The sequence below is a fragment of the Streptomyces sp. 4N124 genome (assembly GCF_052245395.1).
Lineage (GTDB): Bacteria > Actinomycetota > Actinomycetes > Streptomycetales > Streptomycetaceae > Streptomyces.
Map to the genome: position 1 here is coordinate 1 of NZ_JBQQBS010000070.1, position 23,841 is coordinate 23,841.

Sequence of the window (23,841 nt, forward strand, 5' to 3'; positions counted from 1 at the left end):
GTACAGCGTGCCGCCACACGCACGGGCAGCCGCGCTCCTCTTGGCGCTCCGCTGAGCGAACTGCCGTCTACGGCAACCCCGTTGGTGGAAGGAGCGCCGGTACCGCGCCCCGCGTCAGGCACCGGATCCGCGCCCGGTCCGGCGCTTCCCGTCGTGCAGCGCCAGACGGAAGGCGGCGGCACGTCCGATGGTGGCGGGCGGGGAACGGCTCAGGAGAGCCCCGCCCCGCGCCGGACGTCCGACTCGGGTCGGTCCGGGGCGCGTGCGCGTGGTGGCCTGGGCGCGCCGCTTCCCGCGCTGCCCCCGAGCGCCGACGTGCCCGGTTCCACTTCGTCCGGCGCCCGCGCTTCCCGTCCGGCGCCCGCGCCCGGCCCGGACGTCCAGCGCGCTCCGGCCCGCCATGACGATCGCAGCTCCGCGACCGCGCCGGACCATGACCGGACGTCCGCCGAGACCGCACGACCCGCGCCCGGCCCGGACATCCAGCGCGCTCCGGCCCGCCCGGACGACCGCAGCCCCGCCACCGCCCCGGGCCGCGACGGCACGCCCACCGAGACCGCACCGCCCACCCGCGGGGAGAGCGGAACGGACGCGCCGCTGCTGGGGTCGGTCGACGTCCAGCGCCGCGTCACGAACCCCTCCGCCACCGGGGACTCCACGTCACCCGGCCACCCCACGAACGACGGCAACGGACTCGCCACGCCGCTGGTGACGCCGTCTCCGGCCACCGCAGCGGGGGGCGCCGTGGGCGCGGCAGCCCCGACAACTCCCGCCCCTCCGGCCGGGAACGCCCCACGCCCTGCTGTTCAACAGCCCTCAACTCCCGGCGCCCCGGGCCCGGTTGTGGTGGCGCGCGCCCTTGCCGAAGGCACTCCGGACGCCCGAACCCAGGCCGCCGACCGGCCCACTGCCCCGGCGGCCTCCCGGACCCCTGGCGCAGCCGACCCGCGCTCCCTCCCCGTGACCGGCTCCGCGGCACCCTCCGTCCAGGCGGCACCCGGCACCCACGGCACCGCAGGCGCCTCCCGGACCCCGGCGGCCTCGCGCGCCGCCCGGACCCCTGGCGCAGCCGACCCGCGCCCCCTCCCCGTGACCGGCTCTGCGGCGCCCCCCGCCTCCGCGGCACCCCTCACCCTCCAGCTGCTGCCCGCGCGCCCGCTCACCCTCAGCACCCGGGCCCCGGAAGGCGCCGCACAACCTGCCGCCACCCGCTCCGGCAACCGTCCCGTGGTGCCGATGCGCTGGCCGGGCGACCCGGCTGCCCCCCAGAGCCAGGCCGGCACCGGGACGCCCGCACACCCGACGCCGGGCCCGTCCTCGGCGACCCCGGCGACGCCGCACGTGCAGCGGTCAGCGACCCCGGGCCCGCAAGTCCAGCGAGCCGCAACCGGGCACCCCGGACCGGCGGCCCCACAGGTCCAGCGGGCCACTACGGCGCATCCCGGACCGGCGACACCGCAGGTCCAGCGGGCCGCGACCCCGCACCCCGGGCCACATAACTCGGGCGCACCAACGACCGGTTCCTCCGCCGCGGCCCAGCGCGTCCCCGTCGTACAGCTTGCGCCGCCCCACCGCGAGACCCCCGAAGGGCCCGCCCCGGCGCGGTCCCTGCCGGTGACGCCTCCGCAGGCGCCGCCGCTCGCGGACGGCCCGGCGCCTTCGCAAGCATCGGCATCGGCGGGGAACGTACCCGTGGTCCAACTCCGGGCCGCTGCTCCAGGCGGCGGCAACCGCGGCGCGGCACCCCCCGTCCAACGCGCCTACAGCGCGGACGACTCCGCACTTCCGGGGAGTATGGACAAGGCGCGCCCGACGCGCCCTCGGCAGCCGGCCTCCGCGGCCGGTGATCTCGCCGAACCGGCCAAGCCGCAGGCGGGGAACGGCCGTTCGCGGCCGGCTTCCGCCGGCTCCGCGAACCCCGCCACCGGCCATTCCGCCTCCGCCAAGCGCACGGCCCACCGTGCGGAGACACCGCAGGACCCCGGCATGGACCTGGACGAGCTGGCGCGCCGCCTGATCGACCCGGTGGCCCGGTTGCTGCGTACCGAGCTGCGGCGTGGACGGGAACGTACAGGCCGCCCCTACGACGGACGCCGCTGAGGGCCCCGGCACGGAACGGATGACGGACGAATGACGGACAACATCTTCGCGACGAGCGTGTTCTTCAAGCTCGTGATCGGCGGCAACGACCTGGGCGCCTTCCACACCTGCTCCGGCATGGGCGCCGAGGTCGAGATCGAGACCTACGCCGAGGGCGGCAACAACGGCTTCACCCACAATCTGCCCGGGCGGGTGACCTGGTCGAACATCACCCTCACCCGGCCGGTCACCAAGGACACGGCGAAGATCGCCCGCTGGCTCGACGAGACGCTGAAGCGGGTGGAGCCCAAGGACGGCGAGATCGTGGCGCTGAAACCGGACCTCACCCGGATCATCAGCTGGCAGGTGTTCGGAATCGTGCCGGTGCGCTGGCAGGGCCCGTCCTTCGACCCCAGCAATTCGGAGGCGGCGGTGGAGACGCTGGAGATCGCCCACGAAGGGCTGAGCCCTTCCTGACCCACCCTCATGAACAGCCCGCCGCCCGATTGATCGTCCCGGAAAGGAAGTCCCGGCATGGCCAAAGCGCCCCGCACCAGTCGGGTCAGGGCTCAGCTGACCCTGAAGGAGCCTCCTGCCTCGGTCGGCGCGAAGCCCGGCGGGACGCTCGCGCGGCTCAACCTCCAGTTCAACCCCTCCACCCTGGAGCTGAGCAAGACCACCGAGTGGCGGCGCACACCGTCCCGTATGGCGGCGGAGTCGGCGCTGCCCGAGTTCGTCGGCAGCGGCCCGCGCACGCTGAGCCTCGAGGTGTTCCTGGACGCCACCGCCAAGCACGACAACTCCGTGGAGCAGGCGGTGGAGAAGCTGATGAAGGCCTGCGTGCCGACCAAGGCCAGCCTGGGACGCAAGAAGCCGGCCAGCCCCTGGGTGCGGTTCGAGTGGGGCACCGCGCGGACGACCTCGTTCGACGGGGTGCTCTCCAGCCTGTCCGTGTCGTACACGCTGTTCGACGTGGACGGCAAGCCGCTGCGGGCCACCTGCCAGCTGTCCATCGAGGAGGCGAGCGTCGGCCCGGCGGGCCAGAACCCCACGTCCGGCGCGCGCACCGCCCGCAGCACGCACACCGTCGTGGCGGGCGACAGCCTGGCGCTGCTGGCCTGGCAGGAATACGGCGACGCGACGGCCTGGCGGGTCATCGCGGAGGCGAACGACATCGACGACCCGATGACGCTCACGCCCGGCACCGAACTCGTGGTGCCGGCACTGAGCGACGCGGGCGCTGAGGAGGAACAGTGACAGGCGGCGCACGGGACGGCCGGTCCTTCGCGGCGGACCCCATCGTGGAGGCGCCGAGTGAGCTTCCGCCGGTCTGGGCCGCCCAGTTGGTGAGCTGTGTGGTCGACGAGAACGTGGGCCTGCCGGACGCGGCGGTGCTCACCTTCCGCGACCCCGACCACGAGTTCCTGAAGAAGACCGGCATCACCATCGGCACCCCGCTCAAGGTCTCGGTGATGACCGTGACCGGACAGGCCAAGGAGCGGCTGTTCAACGGTGAGGTGACCGCGCTGGAGGTGGACCGGGACCGCACGGGCTCGTTCACGGTGGTGCGCGCCTATTCGAAGGCGCACCGACTGCAGCGGGGCCGGAAGGTGGTGGCGTACCGGAACATGACCGCTTCGGCGATCGTCCGCAAGGTGGCCGCCGGGGCGGGGCTGGCCTGCGGCACCGTGCAGGCCGCGCCGGTCATGTACAAGCAGCTCTCCCAGGCGAACGTGTCCGACTGGGACTTCCTGCAGTTCCTGGCCGCCGAGAGCGGCGCGCAGGTGCGCGTCGACGACAAGGGGCTGCTGCAGTTCACCAAGCCGACGAAGGCGTCCGGCGCGCCCGCGCCGTCGACCTCGGCCGCCAAGAACGCGATGGTGCTGGAGTACGGCCGCAACCTGCTGGCGCTACGGGCCTCCCTGTCGGCCGCCGACGGTGCGCAGCAGGTGGAGGTGCGCGGCTGGGACGTCACCACGAAGCGGCCGCTGGTGGCCAAGATGCCGTCGGTGAACAGCGACACGGTGGTGCCGGGGCTGAGCCCTGCGCTGGCCGCCCGGTTCGGCAAGTCGTCGAAGCTGACCGTCACCGACACCCCGTACCGCACCCAGGCCGAGACGAAGGCGGTCGCGGACGCGGTGGCCGACCAGGTCAGCGCGGGCTTCGGCGAGCTGGAGGTGGTGGCCGAGGGCAACCCCCTGCTGCGGGCCGGCAAGCCCGTGGCGCTCGGCAACGTCGGGCAGGCGTTCTCCGGCAAGTACACGGCGACCGCGGTGCAGCACATCCTCGAACCGGACGGCGGATACCGCACGACGGTGTGGGTCAGCGCCAGCCCCGACCGCTCCCTGACCGGCCTGGTGACCGGCGCCAACGCACCGTCCCGCGGCCCGCGCATGCCGGGACTCGCGATCGGCGTGGTGACGGACGTCCGCGAGCCGGGCGGCGCCCAGAACGGCGGGGTGAAGCTGAAGTTCCCCTGGCTGGACGACACGTACACCACCGACTGGGTGCGCACCGTGCAGTGGGGCGGCAAGGGCGGCGGAGGCGTCGTCAGCCCCGAGGTCAACGACGAGGTCCTGGTCGGCTTCGAACAGGGCCTGCTGGACAGCCCGTACGTCATCGGCGGGCTCTACAACGGCGTGGACAAGCCCTCGCCCCACAAGGACCCGCTGATCGACAAGACCACCGGCAAGGTCAACCGGCGCTCCATCGTGTCGCGTTCGGGGCACCGGCTGGAGCTGCTGGACGCGAGGGCACCGGGCCAGTCCGGGCTCAGGCTCGCATCCGGCGACGAGCGTCTCGAGATAAAGGTCGATCAACGGAAGGGATCGATCGAGCTGACGGTGTACGCCAGCAGGGGCGGCGTCCGCCCCCTCACCTCCGTCGTGCTGGACAAGAAGGGCATCACCCTGGACGCGATGCGGGGCAACGTGAGCGTGTCCGGCCGGAACGTGGACATCCAGGGCCGGGTCGGGGTGACGATCGGCGGCCGCAAGGTGGACGTCAGCGGCACGAGCGTGAACGTCACCGGCCGCACGGGGGTCACCGTCGACGGCGGCCTGCTCGGCGTCCTCAAGGCCAAGCTCATCCGGATCAACTGACCCCCGACCTTCACCTTCCCAAGGAGGACCGCATGCCACCCGCAGCCCGTACCGGTGACCCCACCAACCACGGCGGGGCGATCGCCCTGCCGACCGGCCCCGCTGCCCAGGCGGTGATGCGCGTGCTGATCGGCGGCAAACCCGCCGCCGTCGCCACCAGCCCCGTCGGCGGCGTGGGCAGCCTGGTCACCTGCCCGATACCGCCGCACGCCGCCCTGGGACCGGCCAACGTGATCAAGCCCGACCCGAGCGCCCTCGCCAAGGGCCAGGTCCTCATCGGCGGCTTGCCGGCCGCACGCATGCGGGACCAGACCACATGCGGCGCAATGATCATGATGGGCGCCCCGAACGTCCTGATCGGGGGCGTGTGATGAGCGGCGCTCCGACCCTGCCCGGCAGCCTGAACGTCGTGATCGGGGGCGTGCGATGAGCGAGCGCTTCATTCGGCGTGGCCCTCTGCTCCGGCTGCGGGGCGGGCATCCCGCGTGCGGCGGCGTGATGCTGCCCGGCGGCCCGAACTTCCCGACCGGAGGTGTGTGATGAGTGAGCGGTTCATCGGCCGTGGCTGGGGGTTTCCGCTGCGGGTCGGGCCGACCGGGGGGATCGCCATGGTCGAGCGGGAGCGGGAGATCGAGGAGGCGATCCGGCTGGTGCTCGGCACCGCGCCCGGTGAGCGGCCCATGCGCCCCGAGTTCGGGTGCGGCATCCACGACTACGTCTTCGCCCCCGGCGACGGCGCCACCGCCGGACGTATCGCGCAGCATGTGCGCGAGGCCCTGGAGCGGTGGGAGCCGCGCATCGCGGTGGAGGACGTGATCGTCGCCTTCGACGCCGTCGAGGACGGCACCCTCTACATCGACGTGCACTACACCCTGCGCTCCACCAACGACCGGCGCAACCTGGTCTTTCCCTTCTACACGATCCCCTCCGAGGAGGGGGCCGAGGAATTGGTCGCGGACTGATGGCCCTGCCCTCCCCCAACCTGGACGACCGACGGTTCCAGCAACTCGTCGACGAGGCGAAGCGGTATGTGCAGCAGCGCACGCCGGAGTGGACCGACCACAACGTCTCCGACCCGGGCGTCACCCTCATCGAGACGTTCGCCTACATGGTGGACCAGCTGCTGTACCGGCTGAACCGGGTCCCGGACAAGAACTACACCGCGTTCCTGGACCTGTTGGGCATCAGCCTGTTCCCGCCCGCCGCCGCCTCGGCCGACGTCGACTTCTGGCTGTCGGCGCCGCAGCCCGACACCGTCGCGCTGCCCGCCGGCACCGAGGTGACCACCGCGGGCGGCGAGAGCGACGAGCCCGTGGTGTTCGCGACCACGGACGAACTGCGTATCGTGCCCAGTGAGTTGACCCGCCTGGTGACCGCGCCCAGGACCGGTGAGCAGACCGACATGACCGGCACGCTCGCCGAAGGCCACGACATCCCCTGCTTCCAGGCCGCACCGGAGCCGGGCGACGCCCTGCTGTTCGGCCTGCCGACGGCGGTGCCGCGGTGCATCGTCGCGGTGCGCCTGGACAGCCGCGTGGAGGGCGTCGGCGTGGACCCGCGCCAGCCCCCGCTGGTGTGGGAGGCCTGGGACGGCGGCGGCTGGCAGCTGTGCGAGACCAGCACGGACACCACCGGCGGTCTGAACCGGCCCGGCGAGGTCATCGTGCACGTACCGGCCGGGCACACCGCGTCGGTGATCGGCGGGACCCGGGCCGGCTGGCTGCGCTGCCGGGTCACCGAGGCGGAGCCGGGCCAGCCGTTCTACTCGGAGTCCCCGACGGTGCGCGAGGCGGAGGTGTTCACCGTCGGCGGCACCATGTCCGTCGAGCACGCCGAGACCGTGACCGACGTACCGCTCGGCACCTCGGAGGGCGTCGCCGGGCAGACGTTCCGGCTCGGCCGCCCGCCGGTCCTCCTCGACGGCGAGCCCCCGGTGGTGGAGGTGTCCTCGGCCGAGGGCTGGCAACGCTGGGACGTGGTCGACCACTTCGGCCGCTCCGGCCCCGCCGACCGGCACGTCCGCGTGGACGCCACCAACGGCGAGTTCGCCTTCCCGCCGGTACTGCGCGAACCGGACGGCACGCTGCGCCAGTGCGGCGCCGTACCGCCCAAGGGCGCCCACATACGCGTCGCCCGCTACCGCACCGGCGGCGGCCCCGCGGGCAACGTCGCCCGCGGCGCGATCTCCGTGCTGCTCAGCTCCGTTCCGTACATCGCCCAGGTCACCAACCGGGAGGCGGCACGCGGCGGTGTCGCGGGCGAGACGGTGGAGAACGCCAAGCTGCGGGCGCCGGAAGTGCTGCGCATGCAGGAGCGCGCGGTGACCGCCGAGGACTACGAGATCATCAGCCGCCAGGTCGCGCCCTCGGTACGCCGGGTCCGCTGTCTGCCCGCGGCGGAGGAACCGGGCGCGGTACGGGTCCTCGTCGTCCCGGACGCCGTGGCCGACGAGGGCGACGACCGCCTCCGCTTCGAGCAGCTGATCCCCTCCGACCAGGTACTGGAGGCCATCACCGCGAGCCTCGACGAACGCCGCCTCATCGGCACCCGCCTCGTCGTCGAGCCGCCGGTCTACCAGGGCGTCACCGTGGTCGCCCGGCTCGCGACGGCCGCCGCCGACACCGACCGCGTCCGCGACGACGCCCTCGACGCCCTGTTCCGCCACCTCAACCCGCTGAGCGGCGGCCCGGACGGCACCGGCTGGCCCTTCGGCCGACCCGTCCAGTACGGCGAGATCTTCGGCATCCTCCAACGCGCCACCGGCAGCGCCCTCGTCGAGGAGATCCTCCTGTTCCCCGCCGACCCCATCACCGGCCGCCGCGGCGCCCCGGCGGACCGCATCGACGTGGCAGCGGGCGCGCTCGTCTTCTCCTACCAGCACCAGGTGGTCGTGACGGCGATGGACGAGGTACGGGGATGAGCCGTCGCGCCGCCGTACCCGGCCTGCCGAGCCGCTTCCCCATCGGTGAGCAACTGCCCGCGCTGTACGCCGACGACGACTTCGCGCAGCGCTTCACCGCCGGCCTCGACACCGTCCTCGCCCCGGTGTTCGCGACCCTCGACAACCTCACCGCCTACCTCGACCCCCGGGTCACCCCCGTCGACTTCCTGGCCTGGCTGGCGTCGTGGGTGGGCGCCGCCGACGACCCCCAGTGGCCCGTGGAACTGCGCCGCGAGGCGGTCGTCCGTGCGGTGGAGCTGCACCGGTGGCGCGGCACCAGACGCGGTCTGGCGGAGGCCCTGCAGCTCGCGCTCGGTGTGCACTGCGACGTGACCGGCGACGGCGGTTCGTGGTGGTCGAACACCGCCGGCACCGATCTGCCGCCCCCGCCCGCCGCCGAGATCCTGGTCCGGGTCTGGCCGGGCCGTGAGGCGCGGGTGGACCCGGCCAGGGTCCGCGAGATCGTCCGGGCCATGTACCCGGTGCACACGGCATTCCGGGTGGAGGTCCTCCCCGGCCCGCCCGCCGACGAAGGGAGGTGACGCCATGCGCGCATGTCCCGCGTGCGGGGCGTCCAACGGCTCGACGGACGACTTCTGCGGCAACTGTGGCGCGTACTTGGGCTGGTCGGAACCGGCTGCTCAGGCCCCGAGCACACCCTCGGCGACGCCACCGGAGTCAACCGCACCGCCGGAGCAGGCGCCGACCGCACCCCCGGAGCCTCCCGCACCCGCGCCCGCAGCACCCCCGGCGGACGAGCCCGAGTCCGCCCCACCTCCCCGCCCCTCGTCGTTCCGCGCCCGGCTGACCGGCCTCGGCCGCGGCGAGCCGAGGAGGCTGAGCACGACGCAGCCCGCGGACACCGGCTCCGGCGCCGACACGGCCCCCGCCGCCGACCCCGGCCAGGACGAGCCCACGAACTCCCCACCCCAGTCCGGGCCGGACGAGGTCCGCACCGGCGAAACGACCGGCGCCGACGAGCCCCGCCGTACCGAAGACGCTCCCCCCACCACGCCTGCCACACCCCCCGTGCCTACGGCGCCTCCCGCACCCTCAACCCCCACCACCCCACCCGTTCCTCCAACGGCACCCGCTCCACCCGCGCCATCCGCCCAGAGCATCCCCCGCCCCCGCACCCCCGCCGCCTCCGAGTCAGCGGACCCGGACGCCATCGTGCCCGTCCGGCCCGCGAAGCCGGTGGCCGCGCGTCCCGTCGTACGACCCGTGGCCGTGCCGGACGAAGGGGCGGGAGTGCCCTGTCCGGTGTGCGGGACGCCGAACCTGCCGGAGCGCCGGTTCTGCCGGCGCTGCGCGGCCGAGTTGAGGCCCACGGCGAAGGCCGCGCCGCTGCCGTGGTGGCGGACCGTGTGGCCGTTCCGGCGCCGGGTGCGGGCGAGTTCGGGCGGGATGACGCGGTTCCTGGTGATCTTGCTCGTGGTGCTGGCGCTGTGCGCGGGCGGCTTCCTGCTGATGCCGGCCGGACGCGCCCTGATCGAGGACACCCGGGACAAGCTGGGCAAGGCCAAGCCCGTGACGCCGGCGAGCACCGAGGCGAGCGCGTCGGTGCAGGGACACCCGGCGAAGAACACCACGGACGGGCTGAGCAACCGCTACTGGGGCGCGCCCGCGACGGGTGCCTCGGTGACGTACACCTTCCGCAAGCCGTTCCGGCTGGTCGACGTGATCATCACCAACGGCGCGTCCAAGGAGCCGCAGAAGTACGCCCTCCAGGCGCGCGCGCTCCAGGTGGACCTGGAGGTGACGGCGGAGGACGGCACCACGCACAAGAAGGAACTCACCCTCAGCGACAAGCCGGGCGACCAGACGATCGCCACCGGGTACAGCGATGTGCGGAAGGTACGGCTGGTGCTGCGTTCCGCCGTCGGACTCGCCCAGGGCCGTCATCTGGCCCTGGCGGAGGTGGAGTTCTTCCAGCGGAGCTGACGCGGGCAGGAGGGCCGGCGGTCCGGCGGGCGCGGGGCCCGCCGCCGGTCCGGCTACGGCCGTGTCTGCTTGGGTCCCTTCAGGGAGTCCGCGGCGTGCTTGGGTCCCCGGGACGAGAACTGGCCGACGAGTTCACGGAAACAGACCAGGGCGGTGATCGGCGGAATCCCGACGATGACCATCGCGAGCAGAGAATGCGGGGACTGGCCGATGCACAGGGCGACCGCCGTGCCGGAGGAGATCAGCATCACCACCCAGGACCGCCGGGCGGTGCGGTGCTGAACGGATGCCCGCAAGATCGATAAACCGGCCACCAGCCACGGTCCGTACACGGTGAGCGGCCACCATTGCGCCAAATTCTCGGACACCACCAGCAGTGCGATGGTGCGCAGTTGGTCATATGAATAAGAGATCGACCAGTACAGCATGGTCACCGCGCACATGGTGATTATGGCCACCAAGATCGCAACGGTGATCACCCGCGGATTTCCGGTGAAGAGCTGAATCCCCGGACGGGGCCGGCGTCGATTCACCGGGCGGCGTGGGCGCCGGTGGCTGTCCAGCGGGGGAGGGACGGGATCCACGCTGGGCGTCGTACTGAGCATCTGCGCCAGTTCTTGGTCCAGATCCCAGCCGTCCGACGGGATCCCGGGGTCGGAGAGCTGCCACAGGTGCTGGGCCTCGAGCGGCTGAGTGTCCTCAGGCTTCTGGGTCGTCACCGCATAGAGCAGGTTCTCGTCCTGAATCCTGTCCATTGATCACTCCTTCCTCCGGCTCAGGACGTTTCATCCAGAGTGTGAGCCTCGGGCTGGAGCGGGGACTGTGGTGGCGGTGTCAAGCCCGTCCAGCGTAGCCCGCAGATATTCACTTTTGATGCTGCTGATCGCTTCAAGGAAGTCCTCGAACAGGTCTGAGCAGTGCGGGTGAGCCTCTTCTGCATGCCTTTCCTCCCAAGTCACGTCCACCTAACGAGCGTCCCAGGGTGCAAGGCATCGGGCATTCGGGGGAATATTGGCCAGCGGCGATTATTTATGTATCGGACTAAGATTCAGAGTTACTGAAATTCTGAAGATCTACGCGTGGTAGTCCGAGATCATCGACGGAACCCGTCCCGCACGGCGTTGAAGACGGGGCGGTAGGTGTCCCATCGGGCGTCCGGGGCCGACACGTAGATGTCGTACTCCCGGCCGCCCGCCGAGCCGTAGCCGAGGTCGATGGCGCGGAAGGCGCGGGCGCGGCCGCGGAAGGTGAACTCCCACACCGCGGCCGGCTGGTCCCGGAACGTCGTCTTCTGCATGCGGAGCCTGCGGTACGACGTCGGGTAGTTGGCCTTGGTGTTCGCCTCGATGTCCTTGAAGTGCTCCACGGGGTGCGAGCCCGCGGGGTCGACCATGCCGATGGTGACGCCGGCCAGGCCGGTCGGGTCGACGTACGTGACCCCGTCGCCCGCTGCCTGCTTCTGCTTCCAGTCGTCCGGCACGGGGAAGGAGACGCCGAGTTGCTTGGCGTGGACCAGGCGGTAGCCGTCGGGGACCGGCGAGGGCGTGGCCGCCGGCGTGCTTGCCGCGGCACCGGTCCGCCGGGAGTCCGCCGTGCCGTCGTCGTTCGACGTGACGTAGAGGGCGCCGCCCACCGCGGCCACGGCCAGGACGGTCGCCACCGGCACGAGGACGCGCGAGGCCCGCTTGCGGTCCCGAGCGTTGCCTTCCGGCGGCGCGGGCGGCGTCGACGGGGTCGCGGACGTCGGGGATGTCGGGGACGTCCGTGCCGTGTCCGGGTCGCCGACCGGGCCCTCCTGGGCGACGGCGGTCGCCACCGTGGCCGTCGGCCCGCCGGACCAGGTGGCCCGCAGGGCTCGTTCCGTCTGTTCCGCCGTGGGCCGGTCCTCGGGGTTCCGGGACAGCAGGATCTCGATGAGCGGTTCGAGCGGACCGGCCTGCCGCATCGGCGCGAAGGGCTCGACGGCGATGGCGTACGCGGTCTCCATGGGGGTGTCGCGGCGGTACGGCGGACGCCCCTCCACCGCCTGGTACAGCGTCGCGCCCAGCGACCACAGGTCGGAGGACGGGCCGGGCTTCTGGCCGCGGATCCGCTCCGGGGCCATGAAGTCGATGGAGCCGACCATCTCCCCGGTCTGCGTGAGCGTCGACGTCCCGGCGGTCTGCGCGATGCCGAAGTCGGTCAGGACGACCCGGCCCCCGGCGCCGAGCAGGACGTTGCCGGGCTTGATGTCGCGGTGCAGGACACCGGCGGCGTGCGCGGCCCGTACGGCGGCGATCATGCCGAGGCCGATCCGCGCCGTCTCCTCGGGCGGCAGGGTCCGGCCGCCCTTGAGGATGTCGCCGAGGGTGGGCGCGGGGACGTACTCCATGACGATGCAGGGCCGGCCGTCGTCCTCGACGACGTCGTGCACGACGACCACGTTGGGATGGACGACCCGGGCGGCGCTGCGTGCCTCGCGGCGGGTGCGCTCGTACAGCGTGGCGACCTCGGCGTCGGACAGATGCGGCTGCGTGTGGAGCTGCTTGAGCGCGACCTGCCGGGCGAGCACCTCGTCCTCGGCCCGCCACACCGTGCCCATGCCGCCGCGGCCGACGCGCTCGACGAGCCGGTACCGCCCGGCGACGAGCCGCCCCTCGTCCGACACAGCCTTCTCCTCCGCCTTGCTCAGCCCCCCTCGCCACTTAGCCATGCACACTAACCGACCTTGTCAACATTCCTGCCGCCCTGGTCACCGGGGCGCGAGCGCCTCCACGCCCCGCACCGCCACACGGCGCGGCGGGCGTCGTCAGCGGTAGGCGCGGAGGAACGCGTCGACCCCGTCGGCGATGATCGCGAGGATCTCCGATTCCGCCGCCGCGCTCCCCTCGCCGTCGTCCCGCAGCGCGTCGACGGCGAGGAGGACGGTGAGGGCGGTGAAGTGCTGGACGGCGCGGTGGGGGTCGGCGGTCCGGATCGTGCCGTTCGCCGCGAGTTGCGCGAACCGCTCCTCCAGCAAACCGCTCCTCCAGCAACCGCTCCGGGCACCGGACGGCATACGGACCGTCCGCGCGCGTTACGTCGTGGCGGCGGGCGGCGGCAGGAGCGGCACCCTGGGACTCCCAGGGATCCCGCTGGTCGGCGAGACCTACGAGCGGCAGCGCTGGTATCTCGGTGATGTCACCGGACCTGACCTCGACCGCGAGCACATGCACATCTGGCCGTCCGAGCACGGCATGCTCGGCCTCACCCCGCTCCCCGGCAGCGAGCTGTGGCAGTTCCAGAGCACGATCCTGCCGGTACGGAACCGGGCATCCCGTCACTCGACTTCTGTCTGTCTCGGCCGCGTCAGACGGGGCGCCGCTGGTTCTCGATGTACTGGCGCACCACGGTCAGCGGTGCCCCTCCGCAGCTTCCGGCGAAGTACGACCGTGACCAGAACTGGCCGTGCATGATGGCCCGGTCGACCTGGCCGGTGTACTCCTGCCGCAGTCTGCGGGAGGAGACGCCCTTGAGGCTGTTGACCAGCTTGGAGAGCTGGATCTTCGGCGGGTAGTGCACCAGTAGGTGGACGTGATCCCGCTCGCCGTTGAACTCCTTCAGCTCCGCCTCGAAGTCCGCGCACACGTCGCTCATGATCCCTTCGCAGCGTTCCAGCATCTCCGGGGTGAAGACTCCGCGCCGGTACTTCGTGACGAACACCAAGTGTGCGTGAAGGTGGTAGACGACGTGCGCTGAGCGCCTGATGTCGGGTTCTGCTTCCCATCGCGGTGACATGCACCAACTGTAGTGTGATCAGGGAACCAGCCAACGGGCGGATCAGGGAGGGGAGTTGAAGCGTCAGCGCGGCCACAAGGCCCGGCTTTATCTCACCCCCGATCAGGTCGCCACGGTCGATGACCAGGGCCCAAGCGCCCGAGCCAGGTGGAATCTGCTGCACGAGCTGTGGCAGATGACCCCGAAATGCCAACGCTCGCTGTCCCGCATGGACGAGGTCATACGGCAGCCCCGCAAGGACATTCCCTGGCTCAAGGCCGTGCCCGCGCAGGCCGCGCAACAGGTGTTGAAGACGTATCACCGGGCGTGGGTGAACTGCTGGGAAGGCCGCGCCGAAGAGCCAGCGTTCAAGAAGCGCACCGCACGCCGGGCCGTCGACATCCCCCAGGGACGTGACCTTCGCATCACCCGCCTGTCCCGCCACTGGGGTCAGTGCTGGGTGCCCATGGTCGGCCTGGTCCGCTTCCGGTGGGCCAAAGACCTCCCGTACGGCAAGCGTGCCGACAAGAACAATCGGGTCACCGGGGCGCGACTGGTCAAGGAAGTGAACGGCTGGCACATCGTCTTCCGCGTCCAGACCGAGGCGGACGAGCCCAAGCCGCATGAAGGTCCGGTCGTCGGCATCGACCGGGGTATCGCCAAGCCCCTCGCCCTCTCGGACGGAACCTTCCGCGAACACGGGTCGTGGCTCACCCCTGGTGAGGCCAAGCGGCTCAAGAGGTTAGAACAGCAGCGGGAACGCCAGCGCGCCCACCACAAGCCCGGCGAGCGCACCAGCAACCGCCTGCGCCACACGTACGACCAGATTGCCCAGCTCCGCGCAAGAGCCACGCGCCGAGCGGTCGACTGGCAGCACAAGACCACCACCGAGATTTCCGACATCTTCGGCGTCATCGGGGTGGAAGACCTTGCCATTGTCAACATGGTCAAGTCCGCCAGGGGGACCGTGGAAGCCCCCGGCAAGAACGTCCGACAGAAGGCCGGACTGAACAGGTCGATCAGCGGTGAGGCATGGGGCCGGACGGTCACTTTCCTCCAATACAAGCTGGCCGACCGGGGCGGACACCTGGTCAAGGTCCCCGCCCCGAACACCTCGCGCCGCTGCTCGGCCTGCGGATTCATCACCCCTGGCAGTCGTGAAAGCCAGTCCCGTTTCGTCACCAAGCCGCACGCGGCCTGAGATGGGATTCCGCCCCGTTCACGGGGCGGAGGAGTTCAACAGAGCATGCTCCAACTGCTGCTCGCTGCTCACTGCTCAGCCTGATCGCCGACATCGCCCCCCGCCGACGGACTCGGCTACGGACTCGCCGAACAGGGCACGCTGGGCCTGCTGTTCGCCCTGCCGTCGATCGGCATCATGGCCGGCGGCACCCTGGCCGGCTGGCTGGTCAGCCGCGTCGGACCGGCCTCGACCCTGGCCGGCGGGGTGGTGATCGGCATGCTGGCCACCTTCGGGATGTACCTGTCGATCTCCCACTTCCCCGCCGCTGTCGTCTTCGCCGGCCTCCTGGGCTTCACCGCCGGAGCGATCGTGACCTCCGCCTTCAACATGGCCACCAGCACGGCACCGCCCGCATCACAGGGCGTCGTGACCGGCCTGGTCCAGGTCATGCCGGCGATCGGCTCCGTGCTGATGAACATGGTGGGCGCGGCCGTCCTCACCTCCACCACCGTGGTCGTGGACGGAGCCGAGGAGAACTCGGCCGCGGGCGTGCATGGCTACATCGCCCTCGCGGCGGGGTCGTTCGTGGTCGCCACGGTGGTGGCGATCGTCCTGGCACGCCGGCAACGCCGCAGGCCGAGGGTCGGTTCCGGTTCGCCCAGGTAGTGCCGCGCCCTGCCTCGGACTACTCCGCCCCGGTGGTGGCCAGCCGCCAGATCCGCTCCGCGGTCCGCTCGGCGGACTCGGTCGGCGGCGGATCGTTCGGGAGCTGGGCGGGGACGGTCGTGTTCTTCTTCTCGCCGGGTTGGTCGGCGAAGAGGGCGACCGTCAGGGCGAGCCGGGAGTCCAGCGCGGTGGACCATACGGTCCGGCGGGTGATCCCGCCGCCCGCTCCGGCCGTGAAGAAGACCGGCGAAATGCTCCGGGCGGCGGGATCGAAGGGTGGCATGACCCCTTGGGCCGCCTCTGCCGCTCGGGAATCCTCCTTGTTCCCGTACATCTGAGCCTTCACCATGAACGCATCCCCCTCGTTCAGCGCGGGCCGTGTGTCAGGGCGTGCGGTGTAGACGTCCCGCCCGTCCCGGGTGATCTTCGTGATCGTGTACGGGGCCGCGTACACCCCGTTCGCCGCCACGGTCGCGTACGCCGAGGCCAGCTTCAGCGGGGTGGGCGCCGGGGTCTTCGGCAGCGTGGTCAGCGGGGTGCCGAACAGGACCTTGCCGAAGGGCTCCAGCGCCGCCCCCGCCTCCACCGCGCCGCCCACCGCGTCGTTGAACGGCTGCCGGGCGTAGTCCGACCCCCCGTACAGCAGCCGCACCGCCCCGTCGCCGGGCTCGATCGCCACGACGGCGGTGTGCAGCCGGGTTCCCTTGCGGCCCTTGAGGTCCTTCACCAGCTCGGTGGTGGCGTCCTGGAGCGCCAGGTCGAAGGTGGTGTGCACGGTGTAGCCGCCGCGCGCCAACTGGTCCTCGGTGATGCCGAGCTGGTCGGCGGCCTCCTCCGCGGCCACGTCGATCATGTACTGCCGCTGCCCCTCGGTCGTACCCGGCGGATAGAAGCGGAACGCCGGGAAGGCGGCCTCGGCGCGCTGCTTCGCCGTGATGCTGCCGCTCGCCGCCATCGCGTCGAGCACCCACTCCCAGCGGTCCCTGAGCTTCGCGGTCACCTTGGGATCGGAGCCGGCCTTCTCGTAGTACGAGGGGATGTTGACGATCGATGCCAGGGCGGCGCCCTGCGAGACGGTCAGGTCCCGGGTGTCCACATCGAAGTAGTTGCGCGCGGCGGCCTGGATGCCGGCGGCGCCCCGGCCGAAGTACACCGTGTTGAGATAGCCCTCCAGGATCTCGTCCTTGGAGCGGGTGCGGTCGAGCTTGATCGCGATCAGCGCCTCGCGTGCCTTGCGCGACAGGGTCTGCTCCGGGCTCAGCAGCGCGTTCTTCACGTACTGCTGGGTGATGGTGGAGCCGCCCTGCGGCGCTCCGCCGGTCAGCGAGGACACCACCGCGCGGGCGACGGCGCGCGGCGAGACGCCGTTGTCCGTACGGAAGGAGCGGTTCTCGGCCGCGATCACCGCGTCCTGGACATAGCGCGGGATCTGCGGCAGAGGCACCTCCTGGCGGTCGACGGGACCGCGCCGGCCCAGATAGGAGCCCTTGTCGTCGATGAACACCGTGCTCTGCGTGACGGTCTCCGGGTGCGGCTCGGGAATCTCCGTCAGCTGGTACGCGACCACCGCGGCCGTGCACAGCGCCGTGGTCAGCGCCAGGAAGGCGATGCTCAGCCGGCGCAGCAGACGGCCCCGCGTGCGGCGGAGGCGGAGGCGGAGCGGGATGCGCAGACGCAGACGGTGCGAGCCCGCCGGGCGTTTCCCACGCCGGGCCCGGCCGCTGGGACGGGGCCGCAGCGGGGGCTTCACCCGTCGCCGCCGGACCGCGCGACGACCTTGCCGGCCGCGTCGTACACCGTGACCATCGGACCTCCTTCGACATAACTCGCCTTCAGCTCCGCCGTCGACAGCGGTGCGGGCGCGTACCAGACGCCCCAGCCCGGGTTGCCCGCCAGCGTGAGGACGCTGCCCGTGACTTCACTGCCGTCGACGGTCACCTCGACACGAGCCGGGTCGGCGGACAAGCCGTAGTAGAGGCCCGACAGGAAGTACGCGCCCTTCACCGGCTCCGGCTGCACCAAGACGCCCGGCTGCCGGTTCTCGGAGCCGTCCCCGGGAAGACGCTGGAACTGGTTGGGCCCCTGCGCCGTCGACCAGTGCCGGCCGTCGGTGGTCAGCCAGACCTGCACCCCCGGCATGGCCTCCACCCGCTCGCCGGGCGCGACGATCCGTATCGGACTCGACGCCATGCCGACCACGGTGGCGGCGGACCCGTCCGCGGCGCCGGAGCCCACGATCCGGTCGGTCGCGAACACGGCCGCCGGGGCGAGCAGCAGCGCGCAGACGGCCGCGACCACGCCGACGCGGCGGCGGCGCAAGGTCCGGCCCCGCTCCTCGATCGCACCGAGCTGCACGGCGAACGGGGCGAGCCCGTCGGCGACTTGGGCAGTCTCAGCGATTTCGGCGAAGACACCGCGCAGCCGCTCCGCGTCGCCCCCGATGACCGCCAGCCCGCGCCGGGCATGGCTCCTGACCGCGCCGGCCGAACAGCCCAGCGTCTGGGCGACCTCCGTCTCGCCCAGTCCCTCCCAGTGCAGCATCACCAGCACGGCCCGCTGCCGCGCGGACAGGGCCCCCAACCCCTCCTGGGCCGGGGCCTTGCGGCGGCGCGCCCGGCGCAGATGCTCCCGGACGAGGGAGCGCCGTACATAGAAGTCCACGTCGTCCCGCGGTATCCGGCGCCACCGGGCACACACCCCCACCAGCGTGTTCCGGACCAGCTCCGCCGCTTCGCGGGGATCGCCGCAGAGCAGCCGCGCGGTGGTGACCAGCCGGGGTCTGCCGGCACGCGCGTATGTGGCGAAGTCAATGTGGGGGCCGGGAGCGGGCCAGTGGATCCGGAGACTCGAGTTCATCGTCTTTCCTGTGGGGCGTGTTCCGATGTACGCGACCTACGGGACCTGTACGCACCACTGGGGCGGCCAGGTTGCACGGAATCCAAAACTCCGGTGGGGGTATGACCGAGGACGAGTTCGACGCCTTCTACGCGGCCACGTTTCCCCGGCTGGCCGGCCAGCTCAGCGCGTTCACCGGGGATCGCGAGGAGGCGCAGGAAGTGGTCCAGGAGGCGTTCGTACGGGCCTGGAGCAGACGCAAGAGCTTCCTCGCGGACGAGGCGCCCGAGGCGTGGATACGCACGGTGGCCATGCGTCTGGCGGTCAGCCGCTGGCGTCGGGCCAAGCGCTGGCTGGAACTGGTGCGCCGTACGCCGCCGCCCGAGTTCACGCCGGGACCCGGCCCCGATCGCACGGCGCTCGTCGCCGCGCTGCGCCAACTGCCCAAGGCCCAGCGGATGGCGATCGTCCTGCACCATCTGTGTGACCTGAGTGTCGAGCAGGTAGCCTCCGAGACGGGTGCGCCCGTGGGGACGGTCAAGGCCAGACTGGCCCGGGGGAGGGCGGCGCTGGCGAAGCATTTGACTGTGGACGAGGCTGCCGAACCGGTTCGGAAGGAGAGCGGCCGTGTCGGGTGAACGCTCCGAACTCTCCACCGCGCTCCACGAGTTCGCCGAGGAACACGAGACTCCTCCGGTCCTGACCGGCGCCGAGGTCCGCGGTCATGCCGTCCGCCGGGCGCGCCGCCGCATGGCGGGCACGCTGGCCGCGGGTACGGCCGCCCTCGCCCTGGTGGCCTTCGCGCTGACCCTGGGCTCCGCGGAGGAGGGGAACCACCGCCAGGTCCCGGCCGCCACGCCCGCGGTCCCGTCACCACCCCCTGCCACCTCCGGTGAGGCGACCCCTGCCCTGCCCACCTCCGGCACGGTCGACCTCGACCGGGGCACCCTGACCGTCGGGGACCGGGTCATGACGATGACGGCGGGTGTCGCCGACAGCCGCAAGCTGATGGGGCCGCTGACGGTGTACAGGAAGCTCGACAGCGAGGTTCTGCCCGTCACCAACGCGACCGACGGAACCCGCTACAACGCTGACGTCTCGCTCGCCGTCGAACTGCGCGATGCCGACAACCAGCCGTTCTACGTCGGCGCCGCCTTGTCCTACGAAGCGAAGAACATGGGCAAGTACGACACCACCAGCGGTTGGATCAGTCTGGACGTGGCCGACGCCAAGTGGTTCTACACGAGCGTGAAGACCGGCGGCGTCCTCTCGGTCACCGGCCCCGCGTCCGCGGCCGAGCCGACCGCCACGACGACACTCACGCCCGCCAGTCCCGCCCGGCCCAGTCTCGCCCGGCCCGACAGGACGTCCCCGACAGGGAGTTGAACATGGACGCATCGGACGCACCGGAGGCACAGGACTCGCAGCACACGGCCAAGCTGCTGCGGGCGATCAGCGACGAGCTGTCCGACCGTTTCTACGAGCGAGCCGATGTGGTGCGGACCCTGGTGGTGACCCTGCTGGCCGGACAGCACTCGCTGGTGCTCGGCCCGCCCGGAACGGCGAAGTCGGAGATGGCCCGGGAGCTGACCGGCAGGGTCGAGGGAGCGTCGTACTGGGAGATCCTCCTGTCGAAGTTCACCGCGCCGACCAGGATGTTCGGCCCCATCGACGTCGCCGCGCTGGCCCGGGGTGAGTACCGCCAGGTCTACGACGGCCGCGCCACGACCGCGCACATCGCGTTCATCGACGAGATCTTCAAGTGCTCCACAGCGGCGCTGAACGAGACGCTGGGCTATCTCAACGAGCGGATCTACCACCCCGAGAGCGGCGGCGAGCCGATCCGCTGCCCCCTGATCGGAGCCATCACGGCCAGCAACGAACTGCCCAGCGCGGAGGATTCCGCCGCGATCTACGACCGGCTGCTGGTCCGGATCGAGGTCGGCTACCTGGAAGACCCCTCCAACTTCGCCGCGCTGGTCCGCTCCGCCGTCAGCCGCCCGGCCGCGCCGACCCGGACCACCGTCGAACTGGCGGCGTTGCAGCACGCCGTGACCGAGGCCGTCCCCGCCGTGGACGTCCCCGACGTGATCGTGGACGCCGTATGCACGCTGCGGGCCGCCCTGCGCCGCAGGGAACTTGTCGTCTCCGACCGCCGCTGGCGGCAGGCGGTGGGCCTGCTCCAGGCGTCCGCGTACCTCGACGGGCGCCCGGCGGTCGCCGAGAACGACCTGTCGGTGCTGACCCACGTGCTGTGGGACTCCCCGGCGCAGCGCCCCACCGTCGAGCGCGAGGTGCTGCACCTGGTCAACCCCGACGCCAAGGAGGCGCTCGACCTGGCCGACGTCGTCGACGAGTTGGAGGCCCAGCTCGACGCCATGGCCGGGCAGTCCCGCGAGGCGCTGAGCGACTGGGTCATCAAGAAGGCCCACAACCAGCTCGCCACCGCGGGCAAACGGCTGGAGAAGCTGCGCGAGGAGGCGGTGACCGCCGGCCGCTCCACGACCGCCATCGACCGGGTCACCGCCCGCCAGCGCGCCGTCCGCACCCGCGTCCTCACCGAGGCCCTCGGCGTGGACGCGAGCATGGTGCAGGCCCAGCTCTGAGCACCCGGGGGTTCGGGACCATGGCCAACACACCTCGCACGGTCGACGAGTTGGCGAGCCGAGCCGGGCGGTGGCGGAGCGGCCCACCCGCCGCCGCTCCCGAGCGGCACACCGCGGCCGTGGTAGCGGACCGTTTCGACCGGTTCACCTGGCGCGACACCTACGACCAGTCGGCCGGGCTGCGCGATCTGGCCGAGGAACTGGTCCAGCGCTACGACGACACCGCCACGGACCTCCTGACCGACGTGTTCCTGGCCGCGTACAAGGTCGGGCCCCGTGTGCGCGAGCGGGCGGAGATGGACCCCTCCCGGATGGTCAACCACCAGGTCATCACCGCACTGGTGGAGTCACCGGAGTTCGCCGAGCTGCACCGGGAGACGGCCGGCGACCCCTACGCCGCCGCCATGGCCGTACTCGCCCAGGCCGCCGCGCTGCGCGGGATGCTGGAGCGCTCCCGGGACGCCCGGGAACGGGCCGAGCAGGCCAAGAAGGCCCAGCAGGCCGCCGTGGACGCGGCGACCGCCGTGGAGGAGGCGCTCCAGCAGGCCGCGGACGGGGCCGACGAGGACGGCACGGTGTCGCCCGCGGACGCCGACGCCGTACAACAGGCGATCGAGGCCGCGGAGTCCGCCGCGCGGGAAGCCGCGCAAGCTCTCGGGGCGGCGGCGGTCCCCGGCATCCGTGCCGCCGCGCGAAGCGCCGCGGCGCAGTCGGTCGAGGCCGTGCGGGGGGAGGCGACGCTGATGCGGGCGTGGGGCGTCGGCCCCGGTGAGCTGGAGCGGATGCCGTTCGAGCAGCGCGCCCGGCTCGCCGAGCGGCTGCGCACCGGCCGTCTCGCCCAGTGGGCCGAACTGATCGGCCGTTTCCGGCAGATGGCGAGCGGCGAGCGCGCCCGCAAGGTGGAGAACACCGCCGGTGAACTGATCGGCGTCACGCTCGGCAACGACCTCTCCCGCGTCATCCCCTCCGAGCTGGCGAGCCTCGGCCTCCCCGAGCTGCGTGCGGTGTTCGCCGCGCGCTACGCCGCCGGGGAGCTGATGCTCTACGACAGCCAGGGCGAGCAGACCACCGGCCAGGGCGCCGTCATCGCCTGCGTGGACACCTCGCACTCCATGTACGAGGCAGGGCCCGGCGGCATCACCCGGGAGGCGTGGGCCAAGGCGTGCGCCCTGGCCCTGCTGGACCAGGCCCGCCAGGCGGGGCGCGACTTCGTCGGCATCCTGTTCTCCGCCGCCGACAAGCTCCAGGTCTTCCGCTTCCCGGCCGACCGGCCCGCCGACATCACCCGGACCCTCGATTTCGCGGAGACCTTCCTGGGCGGCGGCACCAGCTACCAGCGCCCCCTGACAGCCGCCTCCGAACTCCTGCGGGACGAGTTCAACGACGCCACCCGCACACGCGGCGACATCGTGATCCTCACCGACGACGACTGCGGCGTCACCGAGCAGTGGACGCGCGACTGGAACGACGCCAAGCGCCTCCTGGACTTCCGCCTCTTCGGCATCGCCGTCGGCACTCCGCGCGTCGCCGCATCGGACTCCGTCCTGCACGCCCTCTGCGACAACCTCCGCTCCATCGACGACCTCACCGACGTCCACGCCGCCGCGGATCTCTTCCGCGTGATCTGACGTTCCTCAGCCGGAACTGCCGGGTGCTTCGTGCCCGGCACGGCGGCGGTACTCGGCATTGATGCGCTGCGCTTCCTCGAGCTGGTCCTCAAGGATGACGATGCGGCACGCAGCCTCGATCGGGGTGCCCTTGTCGACGAGTTCGCGGGCGCGCGCGGCGATCCGCAGTTGGTAGCGGGAGTACCGGCGGTGTCCGCCCTCCGAGCGCAGCGGAGTGATCAGACGAGCCTCGCCGATGGCTCGTAGGAATGCCGGGGTGGTGCCGAGCATCTCGGCGGCCCGCCCCATCGTGTAGGCGGGGTAGTCGTCGTCGTCCAGACGACCACTGAGAGGGGTATCTGCTGTCATGTCACCTCGTAGTGCAACGCGTCGAGGGGCCCCGATGCCGTACGGCACCAGGGCCCCGAAGGAAATTCAACACCATCTGTCGGCCCTCATGCTCTGCCGACCTTCTGTTTCCGCTACCAGCCCTGCAGAAGGGGGTGCGGGGATCGCGGCTGCGTGACCGGGGACCACCTTCCCATCCGGTGTCGTCCTTCTCCGAACAACCCCTTACAACCCGCCAGTTCGTGTCTGCCGGGCCTCACTTGACCTTGTCTACGAGAAAAAGGCTAACCGTGCCAGAGCCCAATGTCTACTCTGACGAGAGTAGATTTCGGCTGTCCGGGGGACCAGATCTCCCGGAGAACGGACGGCAAGACAGCGGTGAGGGCCCTGCCGACGCGCGTCGGCAGGGCCCTCACCGGGGATCCTGATGGCGGTTTCCCGCCCGTTCTCATCCGTCCAGGGATGCGGAGCCGAGCAGTGCCGACGCGGTCTGGACCGCGGTGGGCACACGCACGGGCGCGGCCTCCAGGCGGGCGTGGCAGGTGAAGCCGAGGCCGGTCATGGCCCGGACGACTTCGTCGGCGGTGAAGTCGCGGCGGTCCTGTCGGGTGATGACCTGGCCCACCTGCTTGACCGGGTAGCGACGGCGGCCGATGGTCACGGACTCACCCGTGATGAGCTCGGGCGTGACGCCCTTCATGGAGTCCAGCACTCCGCTCTTGGTCAGGTCGAACGGGTACCGGGCGATGACACAGCGCATGAAGCCCCACAGGGAGAAGGAGAACGGACGGATCGC

At 71.7% G+C, this 23,841-nt stretch carries 23 protein-coding genes; 15 read left to right on the forward strand and 8 right to left on the reverse strand.

Annotated elements, in window-relative coordinates; translation table 11 throughout:
* Positions 1-153: 153 nt before the first annotated feature.
* The 9 genes from ACTWQO_RS42045 (at position 154) to ACTWQO_RS42085 (ending at position 10,065) form a co-directional block, all read left to right on the forward strand.
* On the forward strand, positions 154-2,100 hold the full coding sequence (locus ACTWQO_RS42045) for a hypothetical protein (RefSeq protein ID WP_443242647.1): 1,947 nt from the start codon (positions 154-156) through the stop codon (positions 2,098-2,100).
* Positions 2,101-2,130: 30 nt separating this feature from the next.
* The gene (locus tag ACTWQO_RS42050; RefSeq protein WP_443242648.1) at positions 2,131-2,556 is read left to right on the forward strand and encodes a phage tail protein; all 426 of its coding nucleotides are present in this window, start codon (positions 2,131-2,133) and stop codon (positions 2,554-2,556) included.
* A gap of 57 nt (positions 2,557-2,613) precedes the next feature.
* Positions 2,614-3,336 carry a CIS tube protein gene (locus ACTWQO_RS42055; RefSeq protein ID WP_443242649.1) on the forward strand — a complete coding sequence of 241 codons (723 nt, stop codon included), beginning with the start codon at positions 2,614-2,616 and terminating at the stop codon, positions 3,334-3,336.
* On the forward strand, positions 3,333-5,180 hold the full coding sequence (locus ACTWQO_RS42060; RefSeq protein WP_443242650.1) for a VgrG-related protein: 1,848 nt from the start codon (positions 3,333-3,335) through the stop codon (positions 5,178-5,180). The genes ACTWQO_RS42055 and ACTWQO_RS42060 overlap by 4 nt, the downstream gene beginning before the upstream one ends.
* A 32-nt stretch (positions 5,181-5,212) precedes the next feature.
* On the forward strand, positions 5,213-5,551 hold the full coding sequence (locus tag ACTWQO_RS42065; protein WP_443242651.1) for a PAAR domain-containing protein: 339 nt from the start codon (positions 5,213-5,215) through the stop codon (positions 5,549-5,551).
* A 168-nt stretch (positions 5,552-5,719) separates the two neighbouring features.
* Entirely contained in the window at positions 5,720-6,142 is a 423-nt protein-coding gene (locus ACTWQO_RS42070) for a GPW/gp25 family protein (protein ID WP_443242652.1), read from the forward strand.
* Positions 6,142-8,100, forward strand: a complete 1,959-nt coding sequence (locus ACTWQO_RS42075) for a putative baseplate assembly protein (RefSeq protein WP_443242653.1) — start codon at positions 6,142-6,144, stop codon at positions 8,098-8,100. Before ACTWQO_RS42070 ends, ACTWQO_RS42075 begins: the two co-directional genes overlap by 1 nt.
* Positions 8,097-8,663: a phage tail protein gene (locus tag ACTWQO_RS42080; RefSeq protein WP_443242654.1), complete on the forward strand. Its 567-nt coding sequence runs from the start codon at positions 8,097-8,099 to the stop codon at positions 8,661-8,663. Before ACTWQO_RS42075 ends, ACTWQO_RS42080 begins: the two co-directional genes overlap by 4 nt.
* Before the next feature lie 4 nt (positions 8,664-8,667).
* Entirely contained in the window at positions 8,668-10,065 is a 1,398-nt protein-coding gene (locus tag ACTWQO_RS42085) for an NADase-type glycan-binding domain-containing protein (RefSeq protein WP_443242655.1), read from the forward strand.
* 53 nt (positions 10,066-10,118) lie between these two features.
* Here the strand turns inward: ACTWQO_RS42085 and ACTWQO_RS42090 are convergent, their stop codons facing one another.
* The 4 genes from ACTWQO_RS42090 to tnpA all read right to left on the reverse strand — a co-directional run bounded on the left by ACTWQO_RS42090 (position 10,119) and on the right by tnpA (position 13,821).
* Entirely contained in the window at positions 10,119-10,820 is a 702-nt protein-coding gene (locus ACTWQO_RS42090) for a DUF2637 domain-containing protein (protein WP_443242656.1), read from the reverse strand.
* 338 nt (positions 10,821-11,158) lie between these two features.
* Positions 11,159-12,757, reverse strand: a complete 1,599-nt coding sequence (locus tag ACTWQO_RS42095) for a serine/threonine-protein kinase (RefSeq protein WP_443242657.1) — start codon at positions 12,755-12,757, stop codon at positions 11,159-11,161.
* A 96-nt stretch (positions 12,758-12,853) separates the two neighbouring features.
* Positions 12,854-13,063 (reverse strand): TetR/AcrR family transcriptional regulator C-terminal domain-containing protein, encoded by a 210-nt coding sequence (locus tag ACTWQO_RS42100; protein ID WP_443242658.1) that lies wholly within the window; start codon positions 13,061-13,063, stop codon positions 12,854-12,856.
* Between the two features lie 329 nt (positions 13,064-13,392).
* Entirely contained in the window at positions 13,393-13,821 is a 429-nt protein-coding gene (gene tnpA / locus ACTWQO_RS42105; RefSeq protein WP_443242659.1) for an IS200/IS605 family transposase, read from the reverse strand.
* 55 nt (positions 13,822-13,876) lie between these two features.
* Here tnpA and ACTWQO_RS42110 point away from each other — a divergent pair, with 55 nt between their 5' ends.
* Both ACTWQO_RS42110 and ACTWQO_RS42115 read left to right on the forward strand, forming a co-directional pair.
* Positions 13,877-15,001, forward strand: a complete 1,125-nt coding sequence (locus tag ACTWQO_RS42110; protein WP_443242660.1) for an RNA-guided endonuclease InsQ/TnpB family protein — start codon at positions 13,877-13,879, stop codon at positions 14,999-15,001.
* Positions 15,002-15,142: 141 nt separating this feature from the next.
* Positions 15,143-15,649 carry an MFS transporter gene (locus tag ACTWQO_RS42115; protein ID WP_443242689.1) on the forward strand — a complete coding sequence of 169 codons (507 nt, stop codon included), beginning with the start codon at positions 15,143-15,145 and terminating at the stop codon, positions 15,647-15,649.
* 19 nt (positions 15,650-15,668) lie between these two features.
* Here ACTWQO_RS42115 and ACTWQO_RS42120 read toward each other — a convergent pair whose 3' ends face one another.
* Together ACTWQO_RS42120 and ACTWQO_RS42125 are read right to left on the reverse strand one after the other, a co-directional pair.
* A complete protein-coding gene (locus ACTWQO_RS42120) occupies positions 15,669-17,399 on the reverse strand; it encodes a transglycosylase domain-containing protein (protein ID WP_443242661.1) in 1,731 nt (576 codons plus the stop codon).
* Positions 17,396-18,505, reverse strand: a complete 1,110-nt coding sequence (locus ACTWQO_RS42125; RefSeq protein WP_443242662.1) for a sigma factor-like helix-turn-helix DNA-binding protein — start codon at positions 18,503-18,505, stop codon at positions 17,396-17,398. Before ACTWQO_RS42125 ends, ACTWQO_RS42120 begins: the two co-directional genes overlap by 4 nt.
* 101 nt (positions 18,506-18,606) lie before the next feature.
* Here ACTWQO_RS42125 and ACTWQO_RS42130 point away from each other — a divergent pair, with 101 nt between their 5' ends.
* Genes ACTWQO_RS42130 through ACTWQO_RS42145 form a run of 4 tightly spaced genes read left to right on the forward strand, consistent with a single transcriptional unit; the run spans position 18,607 to position 22,718 of the window.
* Entirely contained in the window at positions 18,607-19,122 is a 516-nt protein-coding gene (locus ACTWQO_RS42130; protein WP_443242663.1) for a SigE family RNA polymerase sigma factor, read from the forward strand.
* Positions 19,112-19,870 (forward strand): hypothetical protein, encoded by a 759-nt coding sequence (locus ACTWQO_RS42135; RefSeq protein WP_443242664.1) that lies wholly within the window; start codon positions 19,112-19,114, stop codon positions 19,868-19,870. The genes ACTWQO_RS42130 and ACTWQO_RS42135 overlap by 11 nt, the downstream gene beginning before the upstream one ends.
* A gap of 2 nt (positions 19,871-19,872) precedes the next feature.
* Positions 19,873-21,090, forward strand: a complete 1,218-nt coding sequence (locus ACTWQO_RS42140) for an AAA family ATPase (protein WP_443242665.1) — start codon at positions 19,873-19,875, stop codon at positions 21,088-21,090.
* 20 nt (positions 21,091-21,110) lie between these two features.
* Positions 21,111-22,718 carry a VWA domain-containing protein gene (locus tag ACTWQO_RS42145; RefSeq protein ID WP_443242666.1) on the forward strand — a complete coding sequence of 536 codons (1,608 nt, stop codon included), beginning with the start codon at positions 21,111-21,113 and terminating at the stop codon, positions 22,716-22,718.
* A gap of 6 nt (positions 22,719-22,724) precedes the next feature.
* Here the strand turns inward: ACTWQO_RS42145 and ACTWQO_RS42150 are convergent, their stop codons facing one another.
* Positions 22,725-23,066: a MerR family transcriptional regulator gene (locus tag ACTWQO_RS42150; RefSeq protein WP_443242667.1), complete on the reverse strand. Its 342-nt coding sequence runs from the start codon at positions 23,064-23,066 to the stop codon at positions 22,725-22,727.
* A 427-nt stretch (positions 23,067-23,493) separates the two neighbouring features.
* Positions 23,494-23,805 (reverse strand): SCO5918 family protein, encoded by a 312-nt coding sequence (locus ACTWQO_RS42155; RefSeq protein WP_443242668.1) that lies wholly within the window; start codon positions 23,803-23,805, stop codon positions 23,494-23,496.
* Positions 23,806-23,841: the final 36 nt, after the last annotated feature.

What these genes read in the sequence shown, in the direction of transcription:
- ACTWQO_RS42065 (WP_443242651.1), top strand. Translation starts at nt 5,213, where the DNA reads ATGCCACCCGCAGCCCGTACCGGTGACCCCACCAACCACGGCGGGGCG.
- ACTWQO_RS42095 (WP_443242657.1), bottom strand. Translation starts at nt 12,757, where the DNA reads ATGGCTAAGTGGCGAGGGGGGCTGAGCAAGGCGGAGGAGAAGGCTGTG.
- ACTWQO_RS42075 (WP_443242653.1), top strand. Translation starts at nt 6,142, where the DNA reads ATGGCCCTGCCCTCCCCCAACCTGGACGACCGACGGTTCCAGCAACTC.
- ACTWQO_RS42155 (WP_443242668.1), bottom strand. Translation starts at nt 23,805, where the DNA reads ATGCGCTGTGTCATCGCCCGGTACCCGTTCGACCTGACCAAGAGCGGA.
- ACTWQO_RS42150 (WP_443242667.1), bottom strand. Translation starts at nt 23,066, where the DNA reads ATGACAGCAGATACCCCTCTCAGTGGTCGTCTGGACGACGACGACTAC.
- ACTWQO_RS42080 (WP_443242654.1), top strand. Translation starts at nt 8,097, where the DNA reads ATGAGCCGTCGCGCCGCCGTACCCGGCCTGCCGAGCCGCTTCCCCATC.
- ACTWQO_RS42055 (WP_443242649.1), top strand. Translation starts at nt 2,614, where the DNA reads ATGGCCAAAGCGCCCCGCACCAGTCGGGTCAGGGCTCAGCTGACCCTG.
- ACTWQO_RS42090 (WP_443242656.1), bottom strand. Translation starts at nt 10,820, where the DNA reads ATGGACAGGATTCAGGACGAGAACCTGCTCTATGCGGTGACGACCCAG.
- ACTWQO_RS42070 (WP_443242652.1), top strand. Translation starts at nt 5,720, where the DNA reads ATGAGTGAGCGGTTCATCGGCCGTGGCTGGGGGTTTCCGCTGCGGGTC.
- ACTWQO_RS42050 (WP_443242648.1), top strand. Translation starts at nt 2,131, where the DNA reads ATGACGGACAACATCTTCGCGACGAGCGTGTTCTTCAAGCTCGTGATC.
- ACTWQO_RS42145 (WP_443242666.1), top strand. Translation starts at nt 21,111, where the DNA reads ATGGCCAACACACCTCGCACGGTCGACGAGTTGGCGAGCCGAGCCGGG.
- ACTWQO_RS42085 (WP_443242655.1), top strand. Translation starts at nt 8,668, where the DNA reads ATGCGCGCATGTCCCGCGTGCGGGGCGTCCAACGGCTCGACGGACGAC.
- ACTWQO_RS42130 (WP_443242663.1), top strand. Translation starts at nt 18,607, where the DNA reads ATGACCGAGGACGAGTTCGACGCCTTCTACGCGGCCACGTTTCCCCGG.
- ACTWQO_RS42125 (WP_443242662.1), bottom strand. Translation starts at nt 18,505, where the DNA reads ATGAACTCGAGTCTCCGGATCCACTGGCCCGCTCCCGGCCCCCACATT.
- ACTWQO_RS42140 (WP_443242665.1), top strand. Translation starts at nt 19,873, where the DNA reads ATGGACGCATCGGACGCACCGGAGGCACAGGACTCGCAGCACACGGCC.
- tnpA (WP_443242659.1), bottom strand. Translation starts at nt 13,821, where the DNA reads ATGTCACCGCGATGGGAAGCAGAACCCGACATCAGGCGCTCAGCGCAC.